The following is a 25,767-nucleotide window of genomic DNA, read 5'->3' on the forward strand; positions in this document are numbered from 1 at the left end:
ACGGGGAGAAAGGGGCTGGCCGCAGCCTCGGCGCCAATCTCGCAACGTTGGTGATTTGCGAAATCGTCGATGACCGCGTCCCTCTCCCCGTCTCTATACGGGGAGAGGATGCCGGCAGGCAGGTGAGGGGCAGCGCCGACGTTCCCGTCAATGGTCGCGGTCGTCATCGTCGTCCTTGGCGGCTTTGCCCTTGCCCTTCTTGTCGCGGGTCAGGCTGGAAATGTCCTTGGCGTCGCGCAACACGTCGGTCATGCGGCCGAGCGAGCCGCCCTCGATGCCGATCTCCTTCATCAGATTGTCGATCATGGGCGCCTGCACCCGGTAGCGCAGCGCGGAGTCGATGACCTCATCGGTGACGTTGCGGTTGCCGCCCTGCCCGCCATTGATGCCGTCGACATGCAGGATCTTGATGCCGTCGATCTTCTCCATCGGCTTGACGCTTTCGCGGATGATGCCTTCCATATGGTCGAGCAGCTTGCCGCGCAGACGGCCGGCGCGGGCCTCGCTCGACAACAGGTTCTCGGCCTCGTTGAGCTGGCGATTGCCGGCGGCGTCGACCTCGTAGCGCTGAGCGGCGGCAAGAGCATGAATCTTCTCCGCCTCGGCCGATGCCAGTGCCGCGATCTTCTGCGCTTCCGCCAGACTCTTGGCCGCCTTCATCTCGGCATCGGCAGCGGATGTGATGCGCAAAGCTTCGCGCTCGGCCTCGCGCTGCGCGCCGATCAGGTCGGTCAGCTTGCGGCGCTCGGCGATTTCGCGTTCGCGGGCGGTGAAGGCCTGTTCCTCCGCCTGGACCGCCTTGGCGCGCACGGCTTCGGAAGCCGCGATGGCCGAAGACCGCTCCTGCGTCTTCTTGGCGATGTCGATCGCCTTCTGGATCTCGGCGATTTCGATCTTCTGGTCGCGGTCGACGCCAAGCTGGCGGATGTCGCGTTCCTTGATCAGACGGGCTTCCTCGATGCCGCGTTCGGTGGTGATGCGGGCGCGCTCGACCTCTTCGCTGGCCGAAATCTCGGCTTCCTCGAAGGCCTGGCGCTTGGCGATCTGCAGCGCCTCCAGATGGCGCTCGCGTTCAACCCTAACCTCGTCGACGGCGCGCTCGTGGGCGATGCGGGCCGTCTCGGTCGCCTGGTTCTCGACGATCTCTGCGCGGCGCTTTTCCGCTTCGGCCCGGGTCACTTCCAGCGCCTTTTCGGCCAGTGCGATCTGGCGTTCCAGCTCGGCGACCTCGAGCAGTTTCTTGCGTTCGACCTCGAGTTCGCGCTGCGTGCCTTCGCGTTCGATGCGGGCTTTCTCCAGCGACAGTTCGAGCGCGATCTGCTCGCGCTCGGTCAGTTCGCGCATCTTCATCTCGGTCTCGTCGAGCGAGCGGCGGCGGGCGATCTCGCGGCGCTGCGTCTCCTCCTCGCTGTTGATCCGCTCCTGCGTGATGTTGCGCTCCTGGTTGAGGCGCGATTTCTCGACCGCCTCGCGCGAGGAAAGCTGCGCCTGTTCCGATTCCTGGTCGCGCAACGCGCGCTCGATGGCGAGTTCGGAGCGCTGCGCGGCGCGGCGGATTTCGACCTCGCGCTCCTGTTCGAGGCGCGCATATTCGGTGTCGCGGTCGATCTCCAGCACCTTGCGCTGGGTGTCGAGGTTCTGGTTGCGGATGTCGACCAGCGTGCGTTGCTCGATCTCGTTGCGCATCCGGCGCCGGGTCTCGATCGATTCCGTCAGTTGCGTCAGGCCTTCGGCGTCGAAGGCATTGGACGGGTCGAAATATTCCAGGCTGGTCTGGTCGAGGTCGACGATGGCGACGCTTTCCAGTTCGAGACCGTTGGCGGCCAGCGATTCCTCGGCCAGCCGGCGCACCTTGGCGGCATAGTCGCCGCGCAGTTCGTGCATTTCTTCCAGCGTCATCTGGGCGGCGACGGTGCGCAGGGCGCCGGCGAATTTGCCTTCCAGCAATTCGCGCAAGCTGTCCGGCTGCAGCGTGCGGCGGCCGAGCGTCTGCGCGGCGGCGGCGACCAGTTCGCGATGCGCGCCGACGCGAACGAAGAACTCGGCGATCAGGTCGACGCGCATACGGTTCCTGGTGATAAGCGCCAGCCCGTCCTCGCGGCGCACCTCGATGCGCAGCACATTCATGTTGACCGGGGTGATCTCATGCAGCACCGGGATGACGAAGGCGCCGCCATTCACGACCACCTTCTCGCCCATGAAGCCGGTGCGCACGAACGCCGTCTCCTTGGTCGAGCGGCGATAGAGCCAGCGCAAGATGTAGACGGCGATCACCACGACGACCGCGGCAATGATCAACCACAACAGGAAAGCGCCAAAGGTCTGCGCGTTCATGATCTATCCTCCCCAAGACAATGCGATCGGCGCGAGGCGACCGGCAGCAAACTCAAACATCCACCCGCGCGGTGGCGAAGTCCAATTCTTCATGCCCGCCTCCGCAGCTTCGGCGTAATGGCGTGGAACGCGGAAATCACCGCATCGACAAAGGCGGCGTCATTGATGTTGGCCCTCACCCGCTCGACATTACGTTGCGGCGTCTGGCGCACCGTCTTCTCGATCGCCTCGAACAGAGCGTTGTCGGCGTCGGGATCATGAAAGGGCTGGCCCGGCGCATCGAGCATCGAGACGCCGCCTTCCGGCAGCAAGAAGCGCACCGGGCCGTTCATGGCGTTGAGCCGCGCGCCGATCCATTCGCCGATCGCGCGGCATTCGTCCACGGTCGTGCGCATCAGCGTCACATTGGGATTGTGGATGACGAATTTGCGGCCGCGGAACTTCTCCGGCACGCTGTCGCGCGGACCGAAATTGACCATGTCGAGCGCGCCGGCCGAGCCGACATAGGGCAGCCCGGTGCGGATCGCCGCACCGAACCGATCCTGCGTCGCCGGGAAGACGCCACCGACGATCATGTCGGCGACTTCCGTCGTGGTGAGATCGAGGAAGGCCGACAGCAGCCGGGAATCGCCGAGGTTTTCCATGGCGCGCCCGCCAATGCCGGTGGCATGGAAGACAAGGCAGTCATAGTCGGCTTCGAGGCGTCTGGTCACCGCCTGCACGGCAGGCGTGGTGACGCCGAACATGGTGATGCCGACGGCCGGCCGCGCCAGCTTGCGCTTGGCTTCCCAGGCTTCGGCATTGGGCAATTGCGCGACCATGCCGGCCATGGCGTGCGCGGCGTTGGACAGCACCTGTTCGGTGATCGAATTCAGCCCCTGCACGTCGGCGACCGAATGGAACATCATGATGTCGGCGCCGCCGACATATTTGGCGACATCGCCGGCCGCCACCGTCGACACCATCAGCTTGGGGATGCCGACAGGCAGCACGCGCATACCCGCCGTCGCCAGCGTGGTACCGCCGGAGCCGCCGGCGGAAATCACGCCTCCGATGCGCGGCTCGCGCTCGATCCAGCGCGCGAAGGCTTCCGCCATGGCGCTCACCGAGCCGCCGCGATCATTGGTGAAGACGGCGGATGATCCGCGCACATGCATGCCGGCGACCTGCATGGCCGGCACGTCGGCGCTGGTCGGTTTTCCCGAGGTCGACAGGTCGACCGTGCGGACCGGCAGGCCGAGCGCCTTCAGCCGGTCGGCCATGAAGCGCAGTTCCTTGCCCTTGGTGTCGAAGGTGCCGACGACCAGCACGGTCCTGCCGATACGCTCGGCAAAGGGAATGGCGAAGATTTTTTTCGCATCGTCCTGCGGGGCGGTCTTGTCGACCGCCGCCTGGCGCAATTCGGTGACCGGGACGTTCCAGCGGTTGGGCAGTTCGGTGACCGGGCGGTAGATGCCGTTTTGAGGCATCGACTCGCCCGATGCGGCGCCGGTGCGGTCGACGCGATAGACTTCCGCCAGTTGTTCCCTGGCCTGCGCGGCTTCCGCCGGCGTGACGGGCGCCTCCTCAGCGTGGCGGCCGACGCCGAGCAGCCGCTGCTGCAGCTCGCGATCGGCGGCAAGCGCCTTGGCCTCCATCAGCCGGTTGATGCGGCCGTTGACCATGATGGCGACCTGGTTCGACACCGAGGTCGCCACGCCGATGTTCTGCTCGATGACCAGCACCGCCATCTCGCCTTCGGCGGCGAGATCGACCAGCATTCTTTCGACTTGATCGACGATGACCGGCGCCAGCCCCTCGGTCGGCTCGTCCATGACCAGCAGTTTGGGATCGCTCAGCAGCGCGCGCGAAATCGCCAGCATCTGCTGCTCGCCGCCCGACAGCTGCGAGCCGCCGTTTGTGCGGCGCTCGGCCAGGCGCGGAAAGGTCTGGTAGACGCGCTCGACCGTCCAGGAGGCGTCGCGGCGGCTACCGGCCGCGAGCCGCAGATGCTCGTCGACGGTCAGGCTAGGCCAGACGCGGCGCCCCTGCGGCACATAGCCGACGCCGAGACGGTGAATCTCGTGTGGCTCGAGCGCGGTGATTTCGCGTCCGTCGACGCGGATCGACCCCGACTTCGCCCGCTTCAGGCCGACGATGGTGTTGCAGAGAGTCGACTTGCCCATGCCGTTGCGGCCGACCACCGACAGCACACCGCTTTCCAGCGTCAGCGAAACGCCCTGCAGCGCATGGCTTTCGCCGTAGAAAACCTGCAGATCTTCTATGCGCAGGATTGCCTTGGCGATTTTCCCGGGACGCTCAGCCATGCTTGCCCCCGAGATAGATCTCCTGCACCTCGGGATCGGCCTCGATCTCCCGTGGCGTGCCTTCCTTGAACAGGCGGCCATTGTGCATCATCGAGACATATTCCGAGACGCGCAGCGCCACATCGAGATCGTGCTCGATGATGATGTAGCCGATGTGTTTCGGCAGCGCGTTGAGGATGGCGACAAGGTCGCGGCGCTCGGTCGGCGACAGGCCCGCCGCCGGCTCGTCGAACAGGATGAAGCGCGGCGCGCCGGCGAGAGCCAGCGCAATCTCCAGCTGGCGCTGCTGGCCATGGCTCAGCGTCGCCACCAGCGTGTCGCGATAGGTGTCCAGATGCACGGCGTTCAGGATCGATTCCGCCTGCGCCATGTTGACGTCCGATGCCGCCGGTCGGAGCAGCGAGAAGCGGCGCCGCGAAACGCCGCGACAGGCGAGGAAGATGGAATCGAGGACCGACAGGCCCTTGAACAATTGCGATATCTGATAGGTGCGGCGCAGGCCGCGCCGGATGCGCTCATGCGGCGGCAGGTCGGTGATGTCCTCGCCGAAAAAGCGGATCCGCCCTGACGTCGGCATGAAGTCGCCGGTCACGGCGTTGAACAGCGTCGTCTTGCCGGCGCCGTTGGAGCCGAGGACCGCGCGCCGTTCGCCGGCCGCGATCCTCATGGTGATGCCCGAGAGCGCCACCAGCGCCCCGAAGCGCCGCGCCACGCCATCGAGCTCCAGCGCATAGGCGCCGGTGCTCTGAAGACGGTTTGCTGCGAGGCTTTCGGTCACTGGCGGCTGCATTCGATATCGGCTGTTACGGGCAGCTCGGATTGTCGCGGTTGACCGCGCCGAGCTTCATGAACTCGTCTTCGGGAATGCCGAGCGTCTGGTTGACCTGCGGCACGACCTTGACCAGCTTGTTGAGGAGATTGCCGTCCGAACCCTCGGTGACTTCGGTCAGGAAGATGTCGGCGATGGCGTTGCGGTTCTTGTCGAGCGACACCTTGCCGGTCGGCGTGTCGAAGGAGAGCTTCGACAGCGCGTCGCGCAACTTCTTGCCGCCGTCTGAGACATCGCCGCCGACCTGGTCGAGACCGAGCAATGTCGCCTTCATGTCGACATAGTAGCCATGGGCGAAGAGCGAGGGCGACGGAAAGGCGCCCGGCTGCTTCTTGTAGGCCTCGACGAATGCCTTCCAGGCCGGCGCGTCATTGGTGTCAGCGGTTGGTCCGGCCGACGGCGTGCCCTTGAGCACGTCTTTCAACTTGCCCTTCGAGGTCAGCACCGTCTGGTCGACGGTGATCGAGCCGCCGATCAGCGGCGCGGTGCCGCCACCCTGCTGGTACTGGGTCAGGAAATTGACGGCGTCGGCGCCGCCGAGCGCGACATAGATCGCGTCGACATCCTCGGGAATGGCGGCTATGACCGACGAAAAATCCTTGTTGCCGATCGGCACCCATGACTTCGACGGCACATGGCCGCCGGCCTTGCAGAACTCGGCCATGAAGCCGAACACCTGCGTGTAGGGGAAGGAGTAATCCTCGGCGACGGTGGCGACCTTCTTGTAGCCCTTGTCCTTGAAGGCGTAGGTGCCGAGGCCGGCCATCCACTGGGCGCCGTCGGTGGAGAAGCGGAAGAAGTTTTCCGCCGGATCGCGCAAAGTCGTGTCCTGCGCGGCCGAGGTGCCGTTGATGAAGGTCACGGTGGGCTGCGTCTTGGCGTAGTCCTTCACCGCGATGCCTTCGTCGCCCGAAAGCGGGCCGACCAGCACCTTGACGCCGTCCTGCTCGACCAGCTTGCGCGCCGCGCGCACCGCGCTGTCGGGCGAGGCGTCCGACGAGCCCTTGACGATCTCGATCTTCTTGCCGGCGACGGTGCCGTTCATCTCGGCAACCGCGGTCATGGCGCCGCGCTCGCCATCTTCGCCGAGCACGGTGAACGGTCCCTCGAAAGTGGCGAGTAGGCCAATCTTGATGGTGTCGTCGGCGGCCAGCGCCATCGACGGCGCGGTCAGCCCGGTGAACACCGCGAGCGCCAGTAAGGTACGTCTATGCATCCTCATGTTTTTTCCTCCCGTTGATTTGGTTTTGCAGTGGTTTGTTCGTCCCGGTTTTATGGTCCTGGACGCAAGGACTCCTGGGCAAGATGTGGCTTGATCCTCCCCCACAACCCAAGAATTCCGTCCGGTGAGACGAAGACGATTATCAGGAACACCATGCCGATCAGCGTGTTGAAGCGCTCGGCCCCGACGATGTCGATGGCGAAGGTCTGCATCAGCACGACGACGAGCGCGCCGAGGAACGGTCCGATCGGGTGGCGTAGGCCGCCGATCACGGCGATGATCAGCACGTCGATCGCGGCATCGACGCCGATGGTGCCGGGCGAGACGCGGCCGTTGAACCAGACCAGCAGCACACCGGCCAGACCGGCGATGACGCCGGAAAGCAGCCAGGCGAACACCTTGTGCGCGGTGACATGGTAGCCCAGCGCGCGCATGCGGCGTGGGTTGTCGCGGATCGCCTGCAACGTCATGCCGAAGGTCGAGCGCGAACCGTAGAGCACCGCCGCGTAGGACAGCACCGCAAGGCCGAGGCAGAGATAGTAGAAGGGCTTGGCGTCGCGCCAGCCTATGCCCCAGAAGGCCGGCGCGCGGATGCCGGCATAGCCGGAATGGCCATTGAAAATGGCGTAGTTCTGCTGGGCGAAATAGTAGGTCGCGGTGGCGATCGCCAGCGTGATCATGATCGTGTAGATGCCCTCGGTGCGCACCGAGATCCAACCGATCAGCGCCGAAGCCACAGCGGCCGCGAGAACGGCGAACGGCACCGCCAGCCACCACGGCCAGCCGAAACCTAAAATGTTGGAATTGTTGTTGCCGAGTATGGCGATTGCGTAGGCCGATATGCCGGCGACGGTGATCTGCGCCAGGCTGACCATGCCACCATAGCCGGCGAGCAGCATCAGCGAGAGGCCCAGCATGCCGAAGATCAGCGAATATCCACCGATCTGGGTCAGGAAGAAGTCCGACGCCACGAGCGGGTACAGCACCAGCGCGACGCCAAGGATGACGTGGCCGGCGCCGAGCTTCTCCAGCCAGTTCCGCTGCGTCGTGCCGTCTGTGGCGATGGCGAGGCTCATCTTGCCTTCCCCATGATGCCTTGCGGCCGGACCGCCAGCGTCACCACCATGATGACGAAGGTGAGGACGATGCCGTAGGTGGGGAAATAGACGAGGCCGATCTGCTCGGCGAGGCCGATGAGCAGCGCGCCGATGGCCGCGCCCGTGATCGAGCCCATGCCGCCGACGATGACCACGACCAGCGACGCCAAGAGATAGCGCACGTCCTCGCCCGGCGCGACCGACAGCGCCGAACCGCCGACGACGCCGGCAAAGCCGGCAAGGCCCGCCCCGACGGCAAAGACGATGGCAAACACCGCGTGCACGTTGACGCCTGAGGCCTGCAGCATGGCGCGGTCGTCGACGCCGGCGCGGATCATCATGCCGACGCGGGTCTTGTGCAGCATCAGCCAGAGGCCGACGCCGATGACGATCGCCGCCGCCAGCACGACGACGCGGTAGAGCGGATAGGTAAGGAAGACCGAAGCACCATTGGAGCGCACCGCCGTGATGACGGGCAAGGTCAGGGCGCCGTCGAGCCACTCCGGCGTGGTGATCTGGTACGTGCCGCCAGCCCACACCGCCAGCATCAGGTCGGCGGCGACGATCGAGATGCCGATCGAGACCAGCGTCTGGCGCAGGTCGTCGCCTTCCAGGCGACGGAAGACGAAGACCTGCATGACGACGCCGACGACGGCCAGCACCGCGAAGCCGGCGGCGACGCCGAGCAGCCAGTAGCCGGTGCGGTTGGTGACCTCGTAGCCGATATAGGCGCCGAGCAGGTAGAGCGAGCCATGCGCCAGATTGACGTTGCGCATCAGGCCGAAGATCAGCGTGAAGCCCGAGGCGACGAGGAAGTAGAGGCCGGCGAGCGTAATGCCGTTGAGGATGGCGCTGACGAAAGCCTTCTTGGAAATCAGGATGGCGTTCAGCCAATCGGGCCAGACGGCGAAGACCAGCCATGCGACGATTGCAGCGGCCAGCAGACCGACAAGGCCCCAGGCCTGCCGGCCCGTGATGCCGCCGCTTGAGAGCGTCTGAGATGGCCGGTCGAGCAGGCTCATGCAGTCAGCCGCCGGCGCTGCTCGTTCATGCGCGGCGCCTTGTGGAACTTGCCGTCCTTCATGATGGCGAGGATGCGATTCTTGTCCTGCAGGATGCGCACATCGGAGATCGGGTCGCCGTCCACTAGCAGAATATCGGCGAGATAGCCTTCCTTGATCAGGCCGAGTTCGTCGCCCATGTTCATGATTTGGCCGCCATATTTGGTGCCGGCCTGTATCGCTTCCATAGGCGAGAAGCCGAGCATTTCGACGAAGGTCTGGATGTCCTTGGCGTTGGTGCCTTGCGGCGTCCAGGCAAAGCCGTAGTCGCCGCCGATGCACACGCGGATGCCGCGCCGGTGCATCTTCTTCATCGTGTCGACGCACATTTCGAGTTCGCGCTCATATTCGAGCGACAGTGGCGAGCCGGGCTTGATGCCCCATTGCTCGGCATGGCGGGCAGTGTTGATCAGCCAGGCGATGCCGGGCGCGACAAAATGCTTGTCCTTGACTGCTTCCAGCATGTCGAGCGCTTCCTCGTCGGCGAAGGAGGCGTGGTAGATGTTCTGGATGCCGTGGCGCACGCACTGCTTGACCGAGCCGGACGAGCGCGCATGCGCCGAAAGCACCTTGTTGCGGCAGCGGGCTTCCGAGGCGGCCATGGCGACCTCCTCCTCCGACATCGGCGTTTCCTCGGCGCCCATACCGGTGATGCTTTCGCCCGACAGATTGAGCTTGATGGAGTCGACACCGTATTTGATCAGTTGGCGGACCGTGCGGCGGATTTCCTCCGGGCCGGAAACGACGAGGCCCAGATTCAGCCCCTCATGCGGAATGTGCGACGGGGCGGAATCGCCGAGACCGCCGACCGTGGTGATCTCAGGCCCGGCCGCGAGATAGCGCGGCCCGGGGAAGCGGCCCTGGTTGATGAATTTCTTGGCTACGACATCGAGGCGCGGCTTGGCGGCGGCCGCACCCCGGCCGGCGGTGAAGCCGGCGTCGAGCACCAGCTTGGCCATCTCCATGGTGACCAGCATGTGCTCCTCGACCTCCATCATCTGGATGGGGTCGATGCCGGGCGCGTTGTTCCACGACAGGTGCAGATGCGCGTCGATCATGCCCGGCATCAGCGTCGCGCCCATGCCGTCGATCACGGTTGCGCCGCCGCTGTAGGAGGACGACGAGGATGAGCCGAAGCGCGACGAACCCTTGGTGATCTGCTTGATGCGGTTGCCCTGCACCAGCACCTCGCCAGTGTAGGGATATTCACCTGTCGCGTCGAGCACGCGCACATTGGTGAACAGCGTGCCGGTCGACCCGTTTCCGTTCCAGCTGTCGTCTGCCATCACAAGCCTCCCAACTTGCCGAGCGCATGAGTTTACGCCCGATCTGAATTCCTCACCTATCAACCCGTCTCAAAAAATCGGCGAGCTTCTGGTTGCTTTCGCGTGGGCTTTCCACTGTTGCCCAATGTCCGCACCGATCCAGCGACGAGAGCACGGCGCCCTTGATTTTATCGGCAAGCGCCTGGGCGACGCCGGGCGGATTGACGGTGTCGGCATCGCCGGTGACCAGCAGCGTCGGCGCAGAGATACGCCTGAGATCGACGGCGGTCGCCTTGGCCAGCGCCTCGCAGGTGCGGGCATAGGATTCCGGATCCTGGCGGGTGATCGATTCCCGCACGAAGGCGACGGCGGCCGGAGATGTCTCCCGCGTGTGTGCCGAGATCGCGTTGGCGACAATCTGGTCGGCTATGTCCGACATGCCGCCCGAGCGCGCCAGTTGCGCCCGCTTGCCCAGCCCTTGCCGCGTCGCCTCGGTCGGCTCCGCAAGGGCGCCGAACAACGCCAACGACCTGACCAGCGAAGGCTGCGCCGCCGCGATCTGCTGGCAAACGATGGTGCCCATCGAATGGCCGACGAAATGCGCCGTGGAAACGCCCATGCCGGCCAAGGCACGGATCACCGCCTCGCTCATGCCTTCGATGGTGAGCGGCTCGATCGGGCGTAGCGAACGGCCGGAGCCCGGCAAATCGAGCCGGATGACGCGATAGGCCGACAATGCCGCCATCTGCGGCTGGAACATGTTCGAGGTGCCGCCAAGGCCGTGGATCATCACCACGGCGGCGCCGTCGCCCACTGTTTCGGCAACAACCTGGCCAACCGTCACCGTGGTCATCGTGCGCGCTCCGCGAAGCGGTTTTCCAGCGTGCCGATGCCATCGATCTCGATGCGCACGACGTCGCCGGCCTTGAGGTATTTCGGCGGATCGAAGCCGATGCCGACGCCGACCGGCGTGCCGGTGGCGATGATGTCGCCGGGCTTCAGCGTAATGCCTTGCGACAGCGTGGCGATGATGGTCGGGATGTCGAAGATCAACAGCGATATGCGGGAGTCCTGGCGCAGATCCTCGTTGACGAAACACCTGATGCCGGCGGTCGCCAGGTCGAGTTCGTCCCTGGTCACAGCCCAGGGCCCCATCGGGCAGAACGTGTCCTGCGACTTGCCGATCAGCCACTGGCTGTATTTGCCCTGGAGATCGCGCGCGGTGACGTCGTTGACAATGGTGTAGCCCCAGACATGGTCGAGCGCGTTTTCCCTCGAAATGCCGCGCCCGCCCTTGCCGATGATGACGGCCAGTTCCGCCTCATAGTCGATGGCTGTCGAGACCGAAGGATCGATCAGCACACTGGCATGGTTGGCGACCACCGATTCCGGCACTTTGGAAAAGATGATCGGGTGCTTGGGGATCGCGCCTGCGCCGGCGCTGGAATCGAAGCCCGAGCGGGCGAATTCGTGCGCGTGCTCGTGATAATTCTTGCCGACACAGAAAATGTTGCGGCGCGGCTGCGGGATCGGCGCCTCGATCTCGACCTGCGCCAGAGGGATCGGCGACAAGGTGCGCGGAACACCGGCGCCATTGCGCTCGATCAGCGCCAGGATGCCCGACCTGGCCTGGTCGACCGAAAAATCGAAAGGCGCGATGGTCTGGGCGTCGAGATCGACAAGGCCCACGCGGCGTTCGCCAGCGATCGAGAAAGTCGCGACCCGCATCCAGTTCCTCCCTGAACCAATGTTGAGCCAATTTCTTGCTCTTTTGTTACACGCTATCGTCGATTGGTTTAGGCCGCAAGCGGAATCTGAACTGGCGCTATCAAAAGAACCAAGAGCTGGAGGCATATGCCGCCTCACAATGGAGTGAGGGGCGGTCATGGACGGCAGCGCCGGAAGCTGCTATCGATGGTTCAATATTGGATCAGATAAAAGCGACCAGAAATGCCCAAGCTTGTCGCCAGTGACATCGCCACCGCGCTGAAGAAGCGGATATCTTCCGGCGAGTGGATCGAGAATGGCCGCATCCCGCCGGAGCGCGATCTGGCCAGCGAATTCGGCGTCGCGCGCAACACGATGCGGCGCGCCGTTTCCTTCCTCGAGGACGAAGGAACGGTGGTGCGCCATGTCGGGCGCGGCACCTTCCTGACCGCCACCAATCCGGCTTCGATGGCGGCGGTTGTCGGGCGAATGGAAGGCACCAGCCCGGCCGACATGATGGAAATCAGGCAGTTGCTCGAGCCGGCGGCGGCATCGTTCGCCGCCACCAACGCCAGCGCCATGGAGCTCAATGCGGTGCGCGAGTCGCACAGAATTGCCTGCGAAGCGCAGGACATGCCGACCTTCGAACACTGGGACGCCGAGTTCCACCACCGCATCTTCGCCTGCTCGCGCAACGAATTCCTCAAGGAGATCCACAATCTGATGCGCATCCTGCGCAATCAGGCACCGTGGTTCGAAATGAAGAAACGTTCCTTTTCCGAGGAGCGCCGCGGCATCTACTGCAGCGAACACCAGACGGTTCTGGACGCCCTGCTGCGCCGCGACCCGGAGAGCGCCAGCCAGGCCATGCTGGCGCATCTCAAAACCGTCGAGCGCAATCTTTTGGGACGGTGACCGCACCGGGAAGGCGCGGAATAGCTGCCTTCAATAGGGCAGGCCGACATAGTTCTCCGCCAACGCGGTCGATGCCGCGCGCGAGTGCACGAGGTAATCGAGCTCGGCCTCCTGGATGCGCTGGCCGAAATCGCCGGTGTCGGGAAAGCGATGCAGCATGGTCGTCATCCACCAGGAAAAGCGCACCGCCTTCCAGACCCGCGCCAGCGCCTTGCCCGAATAGGCGTCGATGCCGGCCATGGATTTTTCGCGGTAGAAGTCCCGCAAACCGGCAAAGAGATAGCGGACGTCGCTGGCGGCGAGGTTGAGACCTTTGGCGCCCGTCGGCGGCACGATGTGGGCGGCGTCGCCGACCAGGAACAGCCGGCCGAAGCGCATCGGCTCGGCAACGAAGGAGCGCAGCGGCGCGATCGACTTCTCGAAGGACGGCCCGGTGGTGACGCTTGCTGCCGTCCGCTCCGGCAAGCGGCGGCGCAACTCGTCCCAGAAGCGGTCGTCGGACCATGCCTTGACCCGGTCGTCCTGCGGGCACTGCACGTAGTAGCGGCTGCGGTGCGTCGAGCGCATCGAGCACAGCGCGAAGCCCCGCTCATGATTGGCGTAGACCAGTTCATGATCGGCCGGCGGCACTTCGGCCAGCACGCCGAGCCAGCCGAACGGATACTGCCGTTCGAAGGTTTTCAGCGCCCGCGCCGGCGCCGATTTGCGGCTGACGCCATGATAGCCGTCACAGCCGGCGATGAAGTCGCAGTCGATACGGTGAGTGATGCCGTCCTTCTCGTAGGTGACGAAAGGCGCGGCGCCGTCGAAATCGTGCAGCGCGACATTGGCTGCCTCATAGACGGTGACGAGCCCCGCCGCTTCGCGCTTGTCCATCAAATCATGCGTCACCTCGGTCTGGCCGTAGACGGTGACATGCTTGCCGCCGGTCAGCGCGGAAAGGTCGATGCGGTGCAGGCGGCCGTCGAATGCGAGCGAAATGCCGGAATGCGGAAGGCCTTCGGCATGCAGGCGGTCCGCGGCGCCCGCTTCGCCAAGCAGGTCGACCGTGCCCTGTTCGAGCACGCCGGCGCGCACGCGGCCAAGCACGTGCTCGCGGCTCGACCGCTCGAGGATGACGGTCTCGACGCCTGTTGTGGCGAGCAATTGGCCGAGCAGCAGGCCGGACGGCCCCGAGCCAACGATCAGAACCTGGGTGCGCATCAGTGGCCGAGACTTTCGATCCGCGCGGCCAGTTCGGCGGCGAGCCGCAAGGATGCGGCCGTCGCGACGACCATCTGCGGCAGCAACAGCCATTCCAGCGTCCAGGCAGCACCCGAGCGCTCCTGCTCATGGACCAGCGCCTGATGCATGCCGGAAAGTTGCGTGGCGTTGAAACGGGCAAGCGCCACCAGCGCCTCGGCGTTCACCGGGTTCTGCTTGTGCGGCATGGCCGACGAGCCACCGCCGCCGGATAGGGCGATGTCGGCGCCGCCTTGCGCCAGCAGCGCGATGTCCTGGCCGAACTTGCCGAGGCTGCCTGTCACCAGCGATAGCCAACTGGCGAAATCGGCGAGCGCGTCACGCTGGCTGTGCCATTGCGACGCGTCGGCGAGGCCGAGTTTCGCCGCAAGCCCCGCACGTATCGCGGGCCCCTGGTCGCGAAGCTTTTCCAGCGTGCCGGCGGCACCGCCGAATTGCACGACGAGCAGGCGTGCCGATTGCTGTGACAGTCTTTCCTGATGCCGCTGCAGCGGTGCGCGCCAGGCATTGACGCGATCCGCCACCTTGATCGGGATTGCCGCCTGCATGCGCGTCATGCCGGTCAGTGCCCTGCCCCCGAAGCGGTCCTCCAGAGACACCAACCGAATGATGGTCTCGGTCAGCAGCAGGCCGAGATGCTCGACGACGGATTTCAGCCGCAGCACAAGGCTGGTGTCAATGACGTCCTGGCTGGTCGCGCCGAAATGAACCGAACCGCCATGTGGTTCGCCGACGGCCAGTTTGATCTGGCGCACCAGCTCCGGCACCACGACGCCATCCCTGGTGACGCCGGCGCGCAGCTCGCCGGTATCCGGCCGGAACAAGGCAATCGCCTTGACGATCGCCGCCGCGGCCTCTTGAGGAATGATGCCGCAGTCGGCCTCGGCTTGCGCCAGCGCACGCTCGAAGGCGAGCATGGCGGCAATGTCGGCTTCCACCGAAAAATGCCGCGCCGCCTCCTCGTCGCCGAGCAGGCCCGAAAGCAGCGGATGGTCAAAGGGCGATACGGTCATGTCCTGCTCGTTGTGTCCATCAACTGTCGAAGAAGACGGTTTCCTTCTCCCCCAGGAGATGGATGTCGAAGACATAGGCGTCGCCCTGGCGCTCGGCGATCAGCGTCGACACGCGAACGCGGTGCTCGATGCGCGCCAGGATCGGATCCTGCGCATTGGCCTCTTCCTCGTCGGAAAAATAGAGCCGTGTATGCAGACCGAGGTTAATGCCGCGCGCGACGATCCAGAGCGTGATGTGCGGCGCCATCAGGCGGCCGTCGCGGAACGGCACACGGCCGGGCTTGATGGTCTCGAACGAGCAGAGCCCGGTTTCCATGTCAGTCGGGGAACGGCCCCAGCCGTGGAAATTTGGATCGGCGGCGCCGCGCATCTCCGAAGGCGAATTGTAGAGCCCGTCGGCATCCGCCTGCCAGATCTCGATCAACGCGTCTTTCAACGGCGCGCCGGTGCCGTCGAGCACGCGAATGCGCAGGCCGATGCGTTCGCCCTTGGTCCTGTCGTTGACCATGGTCGCGCCAAGATCGCTCGCGTAGACGCCGTCGATGCCGCAGAAATTGGGCGTCAGCCCGATATGGACATAAGGTCCGGCGGTCTGCGAAGGGCTCTCCTTCGGCCGGTCGGGCGACTGCGCCATCAATTGCCCTCCGGCCTGTTCTCGAACAGCGTCGAGCGGCGCCCGCGCAGGACGATGTCGAATTTGTAGGCAAGCGCATCCATCGGGATTGTCGACTGCATGTCGAGCGCGGCAATCAGTGCTTCGACGGCCGCCTTGTCGCGAATGCCGCCGACGATCGGACAGCGCCAGATCAGCGGATCGCCCTCGAAATACATTTGCGTGATCAGCCGCTGCGCGAAGCCGTGGCCGAAAACCGAGAAATGGATGTGCGCCGGCCGCCAATCGTTCGGGCCATTCGGCCAGGGATAGGGACCGGGCCGGACGGTGCGAAAGGCATAGGAACCATCCTCGCCCGTGATGGTGCGGCCACAGCCGCCGAAATTCGGATCGAGCGGCGCCAGATAACCGTCCTTTTTGTGGCGATAGCGGCCGCCGGCATTGGCCTGCCAGAATTCGAGCAGCGCACCGGGGACGCCAATTCCGCGCTCGTCGAGCACCCGTCCATGGACGATGATGCGCTCGCCAATGGCGCTCTCGCCTGGCCTGGCGAAATTGTGGATCAGGTCGTTGTCGCGTTCACCGATCATGGCATGGCCAAACACCGGGCCGGTCAGTTCCGACAGCGTGTTGTCGAATGACAGCAATGCCTTTTGCGGCGACCGCAGCACCGAACTCTTGTAGCCCGGCGTCAAGGCCGGCGGATGCCATTGGCGGTCGCGCTGGAAGAAGGCGCCGGTTTCCGGCGTCCGGTTGGAACCGGGCTCAGACATGGGCAGCCTTGTCTGCGTCCATTTCCGCAAACACCTCCTTGGCAATCTTGAAGGCGCGGTTGGCGGCCGGCACGCCGGCATAGATGGCGACATGCAGGAACGCCTCGCAGATATCCTCGCGCGTCGCACCGGTGTTGGCGGTGGCGCGCACATGCATGGCGACCTCCTCATCATGGCCGAGTGCCGCCAGCAACGCCAGCGTGACGATAGAGCGCTCGCGCTTGCTGAAGCCTGGCCTGGCCCATACCGTTCCCCAGGCCGCCTCGGTGATCAGGTCCTGGAAGGGTTGGTCGAAATCGGTCGCGGCGACCTCCGCCCGGTCGACATGGCGATCGCCGAGCACGGCGCGCCGCACGGCAAGGCCCGTGCGATATCGGACTGCGTTGCCGGGGACTTCATCCATGGGTTTCTCCGCAGGAAAGCGAGGCGACGAAGTCGCGGATCAAGGTGGTGAGCGCTTCGGGCTGTTCGACGCACGGGATATGTCCCGCGTCGCGGATCAATTCGAAGCGCGCGCCGGGGATCAAAGCGGCCAGCGAGCGGACAAGATCGGGAGGCGTCGAGCCATCCTGGTCACCGGCGACGCACAGCGTCGGCACCACGATGCGGCGAGCCGCGTCGGTGAAATCCGCGTCGCGAACCGCCGCGCAAGTCCCGATGTAGCCGGCGGTCGATTGCCGGGTCATCATGTTCCAGTAGCCGTCAAGCTCGGCCACCCGCGCCGAATGGAAGGCGGGGGTGAACCACACTTTGAGCACGCCATCGGCAATCGCCTGGATGCCCTTGCTTTCGACCGTCGCGATGCGTGTATTCCAGCTTTCCATCGTGCCGATCTTGTGGGCGGTGTCGCACAGGATCATGGCCTCGACGATTTCGGGCCGCCTGGCGTAAAGCCCTTGCGCGATCATGCCGCCGACCGACAGGCCGCACAGCACGACCTTCTCCAACCCGAAATGATCGATGAGCGCCGAGAGATCGTCGACATGATCGTCGATCGACCTGATGTCGCCGATGTCGGACAGCCCGTGGCCGCGCTTGTCGTAGACCAGCAAGGGCATTTGCCCCTCAAGTGCGGTGACAATTTCGTCCCATATGCGGAAGTCGGTGCCGAGCGAATTGATGAATACCAGCGGTGGCGTGCTACCGTTCGCCGCGACATATCGGTGATGCAGCGTGATGCCGCCAAGGGTGACGAATGGCACGGTTTCAATCCTCCATCCCCACATTGCACAAGGCATTTGGTTCGGTAAAATGATATTTTGCGCCGTTTCATTAACTCAGGGGTTATCAAACTCATGTCCGAGAGCCGCATCCGGTTCCGTCACCTGCAGGCCTTCCTGGAAGTCGCGCGGCAGGGCAGCGTGGCCCGCGCCGCCGATTTTCTGCATGTCAGCGCGCCGGCGGTGACCAAGACGCTGCGTGAACTGGAAGAAGCGCTCGGTGTCGCCGTCGTCGAGCGGGACGGGCGCGGCATCCGCGTCACCAGGCTTGGCGAGATTTTCCTCGGCCATGCCGGCTCGGCGATCACGGCTCTGAAGCGTGGTGTCGATTCAGTCCGCCAGGACGGCGCCGTCAATCGCCATCCGATCCGCATCGGCGCGCTGCCGACCGTGTCGGCGAAGGTCATGCCGCGGGCCATGAGCCTGTTCCTGAGGGAAAATACCGGAGCCGCGCTCAAGATCGTCACCGGCGAGAACGCCGTTCTGCTCGAGCAGTTGCGCATCGGCGCGCTCGACCTCGTCGTCGGGCGGCTGGCGGCGCCCGAGAACATGACCGGCTTCTTCTTTGAGCATCTCTATTCCGAACAGGTGTTGTTCGTGGTGCGGGCCGGACATCCGTTGCTAGAGCCGGAGGCCGACATCTTCGCCCGCCTCGACGACTTCCCGGTGCTGATGCCGACACGCGAATCCGTCATCCGCCCGTTTGTCGATCGCCTGTTCATAACCAACGGCATGACCGCGCCGGCCACCGAGATCGAGACGGTCTCGGATTCGTTCGGCCGCGCGTTCATGCGGCAGAGCAATGCGGTGTGGATCATTTCGGCCGGCGTGGTCGCCAGCGAGATCGCCAGCGGCGCTTTCGTGGCCTTGCCGGTCGACACCGAGGAAACCAAGGGGCCGGTCGGGCTGACGATGCGCACCGATACAGCCCCCTCGCCCGCTTTCTCCATCCTGCTGCAAACCATTCGCGAGGCGGCAAGGCCGGGCAATTGAGCCCTGGACGGCCGACAGGCCCTCCGGGCCATCGAAAATCTGTTAACCCAGAGGTTAATGAAACACGTCAAAATATCATTTTACCGAACCAAAACGCTGGTGCACTGTGCCTATGGAGGAGCCATAAGGGAGGAACACATGACCCAATTTATCGGCAGCAGATCCATTGCTCGTGGCGTGTCGCGGCGCCAGTTCATCGCCACCTCGATCGCCGGCGGCGCGGCATTGGCACTTGGCGGCAACAAGGCCTTCGCGCAGGCCGCCGACACGCTCAAGGTCGGCTTCGTCAGCCCGCGCACCGGGCCGCTGGCCGGCTTCGGCCAGACCGACGGCTATGTGCTCGATCTCGCCCGCAAGGCGCTCGCCGGCGGTCTTGAGATCGGCGGCAAGAAATACAGCGTGGAAATCCTCGACCAGGATACGCAATCGGATCCCTCCCGCGCCGGCCAGCTCGCCAAGGACCTGATCAACAACCAGGCCATCGACCTGATGCTGGCCGTCTCGACGCCCGAGGTGATCAATCCGGTGGCCGATGCCTGCGAAGCCGCCGGTGTGCCGTGCCTGTCGACGGTCATGCCGTGGGAAGCCTGGTATTTCGGCCGTGGCGCCAAGCCGGGCGCGCCCTCGCCGTTCAAATGGACCTACCATTTCGGCTTCGGCGTCGGTGAGTTCTTCAAGACCTACATCTCGCAGTGGAACCTGATCGAGACCAACAAGAAGGTCGGCGTCATGTATCCCAACGACGCCGACGGCAACGCCATCCGCGCCAATCTGGCGCCGCTCTTGGCCAAGCAGGGTTTTACCATCGTCGACCCGGGCGCATACGAGACCGGGACCACCGATTATTCCTCGCAGATCGCGCTGTTCAAGCAGGAAGGCGTCGAGATCTTCAACTCCTTCCCGATCCCGCCTGACTTCGCCGCCTTCTGGCGTCAGGCGGCACAGCAAGGGCTGATCAAGCAGATCAAGATCTGCCAGGTCGCCAAGACCGGGCTGTTTCCCTCGGATATCGAGGCGCTCGGCGATCTCGGCGCGAAGATTTCCAGCGCCGCCTATTGGCACAAGGCCTTCCCGTACAAGTCGCCGCTGACCGGCGTTTCGGGAACCGAGCTTGCCGACGGCTATGAGGCGGCGAGCGGCAAGCAATGGACGCAGCAACTCGGCGCATCGATGTCGCTGCTCGACGCCGGCTTCGAGGCTTTGAAGGCGAGCACCGACGCCAAGGACAAGGCGGCGGTCGCCAAGGCGCTGAGCACGCTCAAGACCGAGACGATGATCGGCAAGGTCGACTTCACCAGCGGCCCGGTGGCCAATGTCTCGCCCGGACCGATCATCGGCACGCAATGGATTGCCGCCAAGGAAGGCAGTAAGTTCCCGCTCGACTATGTCGTGACCGAGAACGCCACTGACCCGAAGGTGCCGGTCGAGGCCAAGCTTCTGCCTTACAACGGCTGATGGACCGCTGACGAGGACCGTCTGGTGACCCATCCGCAACAACAGGCCGTTCTCGCCGCCGCCGGCATCCACAAGCGCTTCGGCGCGCTGGTGGTGCTGGATGCCGTCGACTTCACCATGTCGGCCGACGAGGCGGTCGGCATTGTCGGGCCGAACGGTGCCGGCAAGACGACGCTGCTCAGCGTGCTTTCAGGCGCCTTTCCGCCAAGCTCGGGGACGGTCAGCTTCAAGGGCGGCGACGTGACGTCCCTGCCGGCGACGCAGCGCTGCCGGCTCGGCCTGGTGCGCACGCACCAGGTGCCAAAACCGTTCAGCGGCATGACCACCTTCGAGAATGTCTTCGTCGCCGCCTCGCATGGCGCCGGCCTCGCCCGCGACGAGGCCTATGAGGAGGCGCTCGGCTCGCTGAAGCTGTGCGGCATGCTTGGGGTCGCCAACCGGCGCGCCGAGACGCTAGGGCTGCTCGATCGCAAGAGGCTGGAACTGGCGCGCGCATTGGCGGCCCGGCCGACGCTGCTGTTGCTGGACGAGATCGGCGGCGGCCTGACCGATGGCGAAGCCGGCGAACTGGTCGACACGATCAAGGAATTGCGCCGGCGCAAGATCGGCATCGTCTGGATCGAGCATATCGTTCACATCCTGCTGCAGGTGGCGGAGCGACTGATCTGCATGGATGCGGGCAAGATCATCGCCGATGGCGACCCGCAAACGGTGATGGCCGACCCACAGGTGATCCACGCCTATCTCGGCGGAGGCCCGAAATGAGCCTGTTGTCGGTGGAGAACCTGGTTGTCCGGCACGGCCTGCTGCAGGCGGTGCGCGGCGTGAGCTTCAGCGTCGAGCGCGGCGAGACGCTGGCGCTGGTCGGCGCCAACGGCGCCGGCAAGACGACGCTGCTCAGGGCCATCGCCGGCGCGCATCAGCCGGCGGCCGGCCGCGTGCTGCTGGATGGTGCCGATCTCACCAGCGTGCCATCGCACAGCCGCGTCGGCATGGGCATAGCGCTGGTGCCGGAGGGGCGGAAACTGTTCGTGCGGATGACGGTCGAGGAGAACCTTCTGCTCGGCAGGACCGCTGGGCGGCCAGGCGAGTGGAGCGTCGACAAGGTGCTCGAAATGTTTCCCAATTTGAAGCCGCGCCGTCACGCCAGGACGGGCCATCTGTCGGGCGGCGAGCAGCAGGCGACGGCGATCGGCCGGGCACTAATGAGCAATCCGGATGTGCTGCTGCTCGACGAGGTCTCGCTTGGCCTGTCGCCACTTATCGTCGATCGCGTCTATGCGGCACTTCAGGGGCTGATCCGCTCGGGGACCACGATCATCCTGGTCGAGCAGGATCTAAACCGCGCGCTGTCAGTTTCCGACAAGGTGATTTGCATGCTGGAAGGGCGCATCGCGCTCGCCGCGGACAGCAAGAGCGTTTCGCGCGACGAGGTGACGAAAGCTTATTTCGGCCTGCACAGGCAGAAAGCCGAGCCGGCATGACCAACCAGATCATCCAGGGCATCCTGCTCGGCGGCTACTACGCGCTGATCGCCTGCGGCCTGTCCTTCATGTTTTCGGTGATGCGCATCATCAATCTCGCCCATGGCAGCCTTGCCGTGTTCGCAGCCTATGCGCTGTGGTGGCTCGCCTCGCGGCTCCACATCCCGCCGTTTTTCGGCCTGCTCATCGTGCTGCCCGTGATGGCCGTGATCGGCTGGGCGTTGCAGCGCTTCCTGCTCGAACGTAGCGCGCGCGGCGGCGCGCTGCTGCCGATCCTGACCACGTTCGGCCTCGCCATCGTCATCGACAACATGCTGTTCGAGCAGTTCGGAGCCGACACCCGTTCGCTGGCGCCCTTCATCGGCAGCCTGTCCTATGATTCCTGGGAATGGCCTGGCGGCATCTATGTCGGCAAGCTCGCGGTGATCATGTTCGCCACCGCCGTGATCCTGCTTGGCGGGCTGCAGCTGTTCCTGACCCGCACCCGGCTCGGCCGCTCGATCCGCGCCACGTCGGAAGACCCAGACACCGCCGGCCTGGTCGGCGTCGATGCACGGCGTGCCAACGCCATCGCCGCGGCCATCGCCATGGTCACCGTCGGCCTGGCTGGCGCCTTCCTCGGCATGCGCGCCACCTTCGATCCCTATGCCGGCGCGCCGCAATTGCTGTTTGCCTTCGAGGCGGCGGTTATCGGCGGCGCCGGGTCGCTGTGGGGAACGCTGATCGGCGGCATCGTGCTAGCGCTGGCCCAGACACTCGGCGCGCAGGTGCATCCGCAGGGATTTCTGATCGGCGGCCATGCCGTGTTCCTTGTCGTGCTGTTCGTGCGGCTCTCGGCGTCGGGCCTTGGCCTGCGCGGCCTGTTGCACCTGCCTTCCCGGAGCGGGCCATGAGCGCGGTTTCGCCGATCATCGAGCGCGGCACGGCGACATCGCGGATCGCCGCGATCGCAGTCGCACTCGTCATCGCGCTGCTGGCGGTCGCGCCGCAATTCCTGTCGGCCGGCGCGGTCGACCGGATGACGGCGCTGTTCATCTACGTGATCCTGGCGGCGATGTGGAACGCGCTGGCCGGGTTTGGCGGGCTGGTCTCGGTCGGCCAGCAGGTGTTCTTCGGGCTCGGCGCCTATTTCGCCATCCGGCTGGCCGATGCCGGCCTCAACCCTTTCCTGGCGCTGTTTGCATCGGGACTTATCGTCGGCGCCGTCTCCTGGCCGCTGTCGCTGTTCATGCTGCGGCTGAGGAACGGCGAGTTCGCCATCGGCATGTGGGTAATCGCGGCGCTGACGCATCTGCTGGTCAATCTCGACCGGCTGGTGCAGGGCGAGACCGGCACCTCGCTGATCTCGCTCAACGTCTACGATGCCGGCACGAGACGAACCACGATCTACTGGTTGGCGTTGGCTTCGATGACCGCCCTTCTTGCCATCCTGTTCGGCCTGCTGCGCGGCAGCACCGGTGCCGCGATCCGCGCCATCCGCGACAATGAGGATGCCGCCGCCTCGGTCGGCGTGCGCGTCACCGGCACCAAGCGGCTGCTATTCGTGCTGGCCGCCTTCGGCATCGGCATTGCCGGCGCGCTGTGGCTGGCGACGGCGATCACCTTCCAGCCAAAAACCTACTTCAACGTGCAGTGGACAGCCTACATGATCTTCATGGTGCTGGTCGGCGGCATCGGCACGTTCGAGGGCGCCATTCTGGGTGCCTTGGTGTTCTTCCTCATCGAGACGTGGTTTGGCGGCGCGGGCGTCTGGTACCTGGTCGGCCTCGGCGCTATCGCCGTCCTGTTCTCGCTGTTCCTGCCGCGCGGCCTGTGGGGCACGATCGAGGAGCGCTTCGGCCTGCGCCTGCTGCCCATAGGCTACCGGGTCAGGCTACCCGGAAACCCGGCAGCGCCGGCCAACGACGAAACCGCGCCATCGCCGCAGACCACACAGCATCAGGAGAAGGCATGACCATGCTTTTCGGCAAGACGATTCTCATTACCGGCGTTGCCTCCGGCATCGGCGCGCGGACGGCGGAACTCGCCGGCCAGCTCGGCGCCGACGTGATCGGCGTCGATGTACGCGAGCCGGCCGCACCGGTCGTCGGTTTCGTCAAGGCCGACATCTCGTCCAAAGCGGGTGTCGATGAGCTCATCGCGCGTCTGCCGCAACGCATCGATGCACTCTGCAATGTCGCCGGCCTCTCCGGCAACACCGGTGCGGCCTCGACGCTGGCCGTCAACTTCTTCGGGCTGCGGGCGCTCTCGGAAGGGCTTGCGCCGAGACTTCGCGAAGGCAGCGCCATCGTCAACGTCGCCTCGATCGCCGGTTATGGCTGGCGCGCCAACCTCAACCGCGCCGCCTCGATGGTCGGCATCGGGGGTTTTCCCGATGTCGCCAAAGTGGTCGCCGACCACGCGGTGAAGAACGAGGAAGGCTATCCCGTCTCCAAGGAGTTGCTGCTCTTGTGGACCATGCGCGCCGCGCATCAGGAGCTGTTCAGGCGCCGAGGCATCCGCGTCAATGCAGTGAGCCCCGGTCCGGTCGAGACGCCTATCCTGAAACAGTTCCGCGGCGTGCTTGGCGATGCCCGCGTCGACAGCGACATTGCCCGGGTCGGGCGTGCCGGCACATCGGGCGATATCGCGCCCGTAGTGCTGTTCCTGTGCTCGGATGGCGCGCGCTGGGTCAACGGCGCCAATGTGCCGGTTGACGGTGGCCTCGAGGCATCGATCAATGCCGAAGTGCTCGGCTTCCAACATCCAATCTGAGAAGCTCCATCGAGAGCGAGGGAAAGAACAATGGATATAGTGCTTCTGATCGACGGCGACGAAAAGGCGGCAACAGGCAAGGCTTCCTACGAGCGCATGGACCCGTTCACCGGCAAATTGGCGACGCGCGCGGCGGCGGCAAGCATCGCCGATGTCAACAGCGCCGTCGACGCGGCCGCCGCTGCCTTTCCCGCCTGGTCGAAGACCGGGCCTGGCGAGCGCCGCGCACTGCTCTCCAAGGCGGCCGACGTCATGGCGTCGAAAGTCAGCGAATTCACCAGGCTGATGATGGAAGAGACAGGCGCGACCGGCCCCTGGGCCGGCTTCAACGTCATGCTGGCGGCCAACATGCTGCGCGAGGCGGCCGCCATGACGACGCAGATTTCTGGTGAGATCATCCCCTCCGACAAGCCGGGGACGCTGGCCATGGCGATCCGCCAGCCGGCAGGCGTCTGTCTCGGCATCGCGCCATGGAATGCGCCGGTCATTCTCGGTACCCGCGCCATCGCCATGCCGATCGCCTGCGGCAACACGGTGGTGCTGAAAGCCTCCGAAATGTGCCCCGGGACGCACCGGCTGATCGGCCAGGTGCTGGTCGAGGCGGGCCTGCCCAAGGGCGTCATCAATGTCGTCACCAACGACCCCAGGGACGCCGCCGGTATCGTCGAGGCGCTGGTCGCGCATCCCGCGGTCAAGCGCGTCAACTTCACCGGCTCGACCAAGGTCGGCCGGATCATCGCCGAGCTCGCCGGCCGGCACCTCAAGCCGGCGCTGCTCGAACTCGGCGGCAAGGCGCCGCTCCTGGTGCTGGACGATGCCGACATCGATGCGGCTGTTAACGCCGCGACCTTCGGCGCTTTCATGCATCAGGGCCAGATCTGCATGTCGACCGAGCGGCTGATCGTCGACCAAGGGATCGCCGACGAGTTCGTCGCCAAGCTCGCCGCCCGCGCCTCGCAGCTGCCGGCGGGCGACCCGCGCGGTCATGTCGTGCTGGGCTCGCTGATCAGCAGCCAGGCGGCCGACAAGATGGAGGAACTCGTTGCCGATGCGGTGGCCAAAGGCGCCAAGCTTGTCGCCGGCGGCAAGCGTACGGGCACCGTGGTCGAGGCAACGCTGCTCGACCACGTGACACCGGCGATGCGCGTCTATTCGGAAGAATCCTTCGGGCCGGTCAAGCCGGTGATCCGGGTGAAGGGCGAGGATGAGGCCGTGCGGGTCGCCAACGACACCGAGTATGGCCTGTCGTCAGCCGTCTTCAGCCGCGACATCAAACGTGCGATGGCGGTCGCCGCCCGTATCGAGGCCGGCATCTGCCACATCAACGGACCGACGGTCGGCGATGAGGCGCAGATGCCGTTCGGCGGCGTCAAGGGCTCCGGCTATGGCCGCTTCGGCGGCAAAGCCTCGATCGCGGAATTCACTGACCTGCGCTGGGTGACGATCGAAGATCCGGGCCAGCACTATCCGTTCTGACCCAGCTT

At 65.1% G+C, this 25,767-nt stretch carries 24 protein-coding genes; 9 read left to right on the forward strand and 15 right to left on the reverse strand.

All coding sequences use genetic code 11. The features are described from left to right. Positions 1-147 precede the first annotated feature (147 nt). From LB569_RS14650 to LB569_RS14690, 9 genes are all read right to left on the reverse strand, one after another. A complete protein-coding gene (locus LB569_RS14650) occupies positions 148-2,334 on the reverse strand; it encodes a flotillin domain-containing protein (protein WP_224692937.1) in 2,187 nt (728 codons plus the stop codon). 89 nt (positions 2,335-2,423) lie between these two features. Continuing rightward, positions 2,424-4,640, reverse strand: a complete 2,217-nt coding sequence (locus LB569_RS14655; RefSeq protein WP_224692938.1) for an ABC transporter permease — start codon at positions 4,638-4,640, stop codon at positions 2,424-2,426. Then, positions 4,633-5,418, reverse strand: coding sequence for an ABC transporter ATP-binding protein (locus LB569_RS14660; RefSeq protein ID WP_224692939.1), 786 nt, complete (start codon positions 5,416-5,418; stop codon positions 4,633-4,635). Before LB569_RS14660 ends, LB569_RS14655 begins: the two co-directional genes overlap by 8 nt. A gap of 25 nt (positions 5,419-5,443) precedes the next feature. Next, complete coding sequence (locus LB569_RS14665) at positions 5,444-6,691, reverse strand: ABC transporter substrate-binding protein (protein ID WP_224692940.1); 1,248 nt, start codon at positions 6,689-6,691, stop codon at positions 5,444-5,446. A 50-nt stretch (positions 6,692-6,741) separates the two neighbouring features. Beyond that, on the reverse strand, positions 6,742-7,767 hold the full coding sequence (locus LB569_RS14670; protein WP_140705466.1) for a branched-chain amino acid ABC transporter permease: 1,026 nt from the start codon (positions 7,765-7,767) through the stop codon (positions 6,742-6,744). Further along, positions 7,764-8,810, reverse strand: coding sequence for a branched-chain amino acid ABC transporter permease (locus LB569_RS14675; RefSeq protein WP_224692941.1), 1,047 nt, complete (start codon positions 8,808-8,810; stop codon positions 7,764-7,766). Before LB569_RS14675 ends, LB569_RS14670 begins: the two co-directional genes overlap by 4 nt. Then, positions 8,807-10,135, reverse strand: a complete 1,329-nt coding sequence (locus tag LB569_RS14680) for a metal-dependent hydrolase family protein (protein WP_224692942.1) — start codon at positions 10,133-10,135, stop codon at positions 8,807-8,809. Before LB569_RS14680 ends, LB569_RS14675 begins: the two co-directional genes overlap by 4 nt. 52 nt (positions 10,136-10,187) lie before the next feature. After that, positions 10,188-10,967, reverse strand: a complete 780-nt coding sequence (locus LB569_RS14685; protein WP_224692943.1) for an alpha/beta fold hydrolase — start codon at positions 10,965-10,967, stop codon at positions 10,188-10,190. Next, positions 10,964-11,842 carry a fumarylacetoacetate hydrolase family protein gene (locus LB569_RS14690; RefSeq protein ID WP_224692944.1) on the reverse strand — a complete coding sequence of 293 codons (879 nt, stop codon included), beginning with the start codon at positions 11,840-11,842 and terminating at the stop codon, positions 10,964-10,966. The genes LB569_RS14685 and LB569_RS14690 overlap by 4 nt, the downstream gene beginning before the upstream one ends. Positions 11,843-12,064: 222 nt before the next feature. Between LB569_RS14690 and LB569_RS14695 the strand changes: the two genes are divergently transcribed. Continuing rightward, the gene (locus tag LB569_RS14695) at positions 12,065-12,736 is read left to right on the forward strand and encodes a FadR/GntR family transcriptional regulator (RefSeq protein WP_224692945.1); all 672 of its coding nucleotides are present in this window, start codon (positions 12,065-12,067) and stop codon (positions 12,734-12,736) included. A 30-nt stretch (positions 12,737-12,766) separates the two neighbouring features. Here the strand turns inward: LB569_RS14695 and pobA are convergent, their stop codons facing one another. The 6 genes from pobA to pcaD are packed head-to-tail and all read right to left on the reverse strand — an operon-like array spanning position 12,767 to position 17,579. Next, on the reverse strand, positions 12,767-13,939 hold the full coding sequence (gene pobA, locus LB569_RS14700; RefSeq protein WP_224692946.1) for a 4-hydroxybenzoate 3-monooxygenase: 1,173 nt from the start codon (positions 13,937-13,939) through the stop codon (positions 12,767-12,769). Beyond that, complete coding sequence (locus LB569_RS14705; protein WP_224692947.1) at positions 13,939-14,991, reverse strand: 3-carboxy-cis,cis-muconate cycloisomerase; 1,053 nt, start codon at positions 14,989-14,991, stop codon at positions 13,939-13,941. Before LB569_RS14705 ends, pobA begins: the two co-directional genes overlap by 1 nt. A gap of 19 nt (positions 14,992-15,010) precedes the next feature. Beyond that, positions 15,011-15,625 carry a protocatechuate 3,4-dioxygenase subunit alpha gene (gene pcaG / locus LB569_RS14710; RefSeq protein ID WP_224692948.1) on the reverse strand — a complete coding sequence of 205 codons (615 nt, stop codon included), beginning with the start codon at positions 15,623-15,625 and terminating at the stop codon, positions 15,011-15,013. Next, the gene (gene pcaH, locus LB569_RS14715; protein WP_411970230.1) at positions 15,625-16,377 is read right to left on the reverse strand and encodes a protocatechuate 3,4-dioxygenase subunit beta; all 753 of its coding nucleotides are present in this window, start codon (positions 16,375-16,377) and stop codon (positions 15,625-15,627) included. Before pcaH ends, pcaG begins: the two co-directional genes overlap by 1 nt. Then, on the reverse strand, positions 16,370-16,780 hold the full coding sequence (pcaC, locus tag LB569_RS14720) for a 4-carboxymuconolactone decarboxylase (RefSeq protein WP_224692949.1): 411 nt from the start codon (positions 16,778-16,780) through the stop codon (positions 16,370-16,372). Before pcaC ends, pcaH begins: the two co-directional genes overlap by 8 nt. Continuing rightward, on the reverse strand, positions 16,773-17,579 hold the full coding sequence (pcaD, locus tag LB569_RS14725; protein ID WP_224692950.1) for a 3-oxoadipate enol-lactonase: 807 nt from the start codon (positions 17,577-17,579) through the stop codon (positions 16,773-16,775). Before pcaD ends, pcaC begins: the two co-directional genes overlap by 8 nt. A gap of 93 nt (positions 17,580-17,672) precedes the next feature. On the opposite strand from pcaD, the gene pcaQ reads away from it, so the two are divergent. The 8 genes from pcaQ to LB569_RS14765 all read left to right on the forward strand — a co-directional run bounded on the left by pcaQ (position 17,673) and on the right by LB569_RS14765 (position 25,759). Then, on the forward strand, positions 17,673-18,590 hold the full coding sequence (pcaQ, locus tag LB569_RS14730) for a pca operon transcription factor PcaQ (protein ID WP_224692951.1): 918 nt from the start codon (positions 17,673-17,675) through the stop codon (positions 18,588-18,590). Positions 18,591-18,728: 138 nt separating this feature from the next. Then, positions 18,729-20,045: an ABC transporter substrate-binding protein gene (locus LB569_RS14735; protein ID WP_224692952.1), complete on the forward strand. Its 1,317-nt coding sequence runs from the start codon at positions 18,729-18,731 to the stop codon at positions 20,043-20,045. A gap of 21 nt (positions 20,046-20,066) precedes the next feature. Next, positions 20,067-20,810, forward strand: coding sequence for an ABC transporter ATP-binding protein (locus LB569_RS14740; RefSeq protein ID WP_140705438.1), 744 nt, complete (start codon positions 20,067-20,069; stop codon positions 20,808-20,810). Next, positions 20,807-21,529, forward strand: a complete 723-nt coding sequence (locus LB569_RS14745) for an ABC transporter ATP-binding protein (protein ID WP_224692953.1) — start codon at positions 20,807-20,809, stop codon at positions 21,527-21,529. The genes LB569_RS14740 and LB569_RS14745 overlap by 4 nt, the downstream gene beginning before the upstream one ends. Next, entirely contained in the window at positions 21,526-22,422 is an 897-nt protein-coding gene (locus tag LB569_RS14750; protein WP_224692954.1) for a branched-chain amino acid ABC transporter permease, read from the forward strand. Before LB569_RS14745 ends, LB569_RS14750 begins: the two co-directional genes overlap by 4 nt. Next, positions 22,419-23,483 carry a branched-chain amino acid ABC transporter permease gene (locus LB569_RS14755; protein WP_224692955.1) on the forward strand — a complete coding sequence of 355 codons (1,065 nt, stop codon included), beginning with the start codon at positions 22,419-22,421 and terminating at the stop codon, positions 23,481-23,483. Before LB569_RS14750 ends, LB569_RS14755 begins: the two co-directional genes overlap by 4 nt. A 2-nt stretch (positions 23,484-23,485) precedes the next feature. After that, positions 23,486-24,283 carry a coniferyl-alcohol dehydrogenase gene (locus tag LB569_RS14760; protein ID WP_224693130.1) on the forward strand — a complete coding sequence of 266 codons (798 nt, stop codon included), beginning with the start codon at positions 23,486-23,488 and terminating at the stop codon, positions 24,281-24,283. A gap of 30 nt (positions 24,284-24,313) precedes the next feature. After that, on the forward strand, positions 24,314-25,759 hold the full coding sequence (locus LB569_RS14765) for an aldehyde dehydrogenase (protein WP_224692956.1): 1,446 nt from the start codon (positions 24,314-24,316) through the stop codon (positions 25,757-25,759). Positions 25,760-25,767 lie beyond the last annotated feature (8 nt).

This window comes from Mesorhizobium sp. BH1-1-4, assembly GCF_020165665.1.
Lineage (GTDB): Bacteria > Pseudomonadota > Alphaproteobacteria > Rhizobiales > Rhizobiaceae > Mesorhizobium.

What these genes read in the sequence shown, in the direction of transcription:
- LB569_RS14755 (WP_224692955.1), top strand. Translation starts at nt 22,419, where the DNA reads ATGAGCGCGGTTTCGCCGATCATCGAGCGCGGCACGGCGACATCGCGG.
- LB569_RS14670 (WP_140705466.1), bottom strand. Translation starts at nt 7,767, where the DNA reads ATGAGCCTCGCCATCGCCACAGACGGCACGACGCAGCGGAACTGGCTG.
- LB569_RS14650 (WP_224692937.1), bottom strand. Translation starts at nt 2,334, where the DNA reads ATGAACGCGCAGACCTTTGGCGCTTTCCTGTTGTGGTTGATCATTGCC.
- LB569_RS14680 (WP_224692942.1), bottom strand. Translation starts at nt 10,135, where the DNA reads ATGGCAGACGACAGCTGGAACGGAAACGGGTCGACCGGCACGCTGTTC.
- pcaG (WP_224692948.1), bottom strand. Translation starts at nt 15,625, where the DNA reads ATGGCGCAGTCGCCCGACCGGCCGAAGGAGAGCCCTTCGCAGACCGCC.
- LB569_RS14735 (WP_224692952.1), top strand. Translation starts at nt 18,729, where the DNA reads ATGACCCAATTTATCGGCAGCAGATCCATTGCTCGTGGCGTGTCGCGG.
- pcaC (WP_224692949.1), bottom strand. Translation starts at nt 16,780, where the DNA reads ATGGATGAAGTCCCCGGCAACGCAGTCCGATATCGCACGGGCCTTGCC.
- pcaH (WP_411970230.1), bottom strand. Translation starts at nt 16,377, where the DNA reads ATGTCTGAGCCCGGTTCCAACCGGACGCCGGAAACCGGCGCCTTCTTC.
- LB569_RS14745 (WP_224692953.1), top strand. Translation starts at nt 20,807, where the DNA reads ATGAGCCTGTTGTCGGTGGAGAACCTGGTTGTCCGGCACGGCCTGCTG.
- LB569_RS14685 (WP_224692943.1), bottom strand. Translation starts at nt 10,967, where the DNA reads ATGACCACGGTGACGGTTGGCCAGGTTGTTGCCGAAACAGTGGGCGAC.
- LB569_RS14750 (WP_224692954.1), top strand. Translation starts at nt 21,526, where the DNA reads ATGACCAACCAGATCATCCAGGGCATCCTGCTCGGCGGCTACTACGCG.
- pcaQ (WP_224692951.1), top strand. Translation starts at nt 17,673, where the DNA reads ATGTCCGAGAGCCGCATCCGGTTCCGTCACCTGCAGGCCTTCCTGGAA.
- LB569_RS14655 (WP_224692938.1), bottom strand. Translation starts at nt 4,640, where the DNA reads ATGGCTGAGCGTCCCGGGAAAATCGCCAAGGCAATCCTGCGCATAGAA.
- pobA (WP_224692946.1), bottom strand. Translation starts at nt 13,939, where the DNA reads ATGCGCACCCAGGTTCTGATCGTTGGCTCGGGGCCGTCCGGCCTGCTG.
- LB569_RS14695 (WP_224692945.1), top strand. Translation starts at nt 12,065, where the DNA reads ATGCCCAAGCTTGTCGCCAGTGACATCGCCACCGCGCTGAAGAAGCGG.
- LB569_RS14675 (WP_224692941.1), bottom strand. Translation starts at nt 8,810, where the DNA reads ATGAGCCTGCTCGACCGGCCATCTCAGACGCTCTCAAGCGGCGGCATC.
- LB569_RS14765 (WP_224692956.1), top strand. Translation starts at nt 24,314, where the DNA reads ATGGATATAGTGCTTCTGATCGACGGCGACGAAAAGGCGGCAACAGGC.
- LB569_RS14690 (WP_224692944.1), bottom strand. Translation starts at nt 11,842, where the DNA reads ATGCGGGTCGCGACTTTCTCGATCGCTGGCGAACGCCGCGTGGGCCTT.
- LB569_RS14665 (WP_224692940.1), bottom strand. Translation starts at nt 6,691, where the DNA reads ATGAGGATGCATAGACGTACCTTACTGGCGCTCGCGGTGTTCACCGGG.
- LB569_RS14760 (WP_224693130.1), top strand. Translation starts at nt 23,486, where the DNA reads ATGCTTTTCGGCAAGACGATTCTCATTACCGGCGTTGCCTCCGGCATC.
- LB569_RS14705 (WP_224692947.1), bottom strand. Translation starts at nt 14,991, where the DNA reads ATGACCGTATCGCCCTTTGACCATCCGCTGCTTTCGGGCCTGCTCGGC.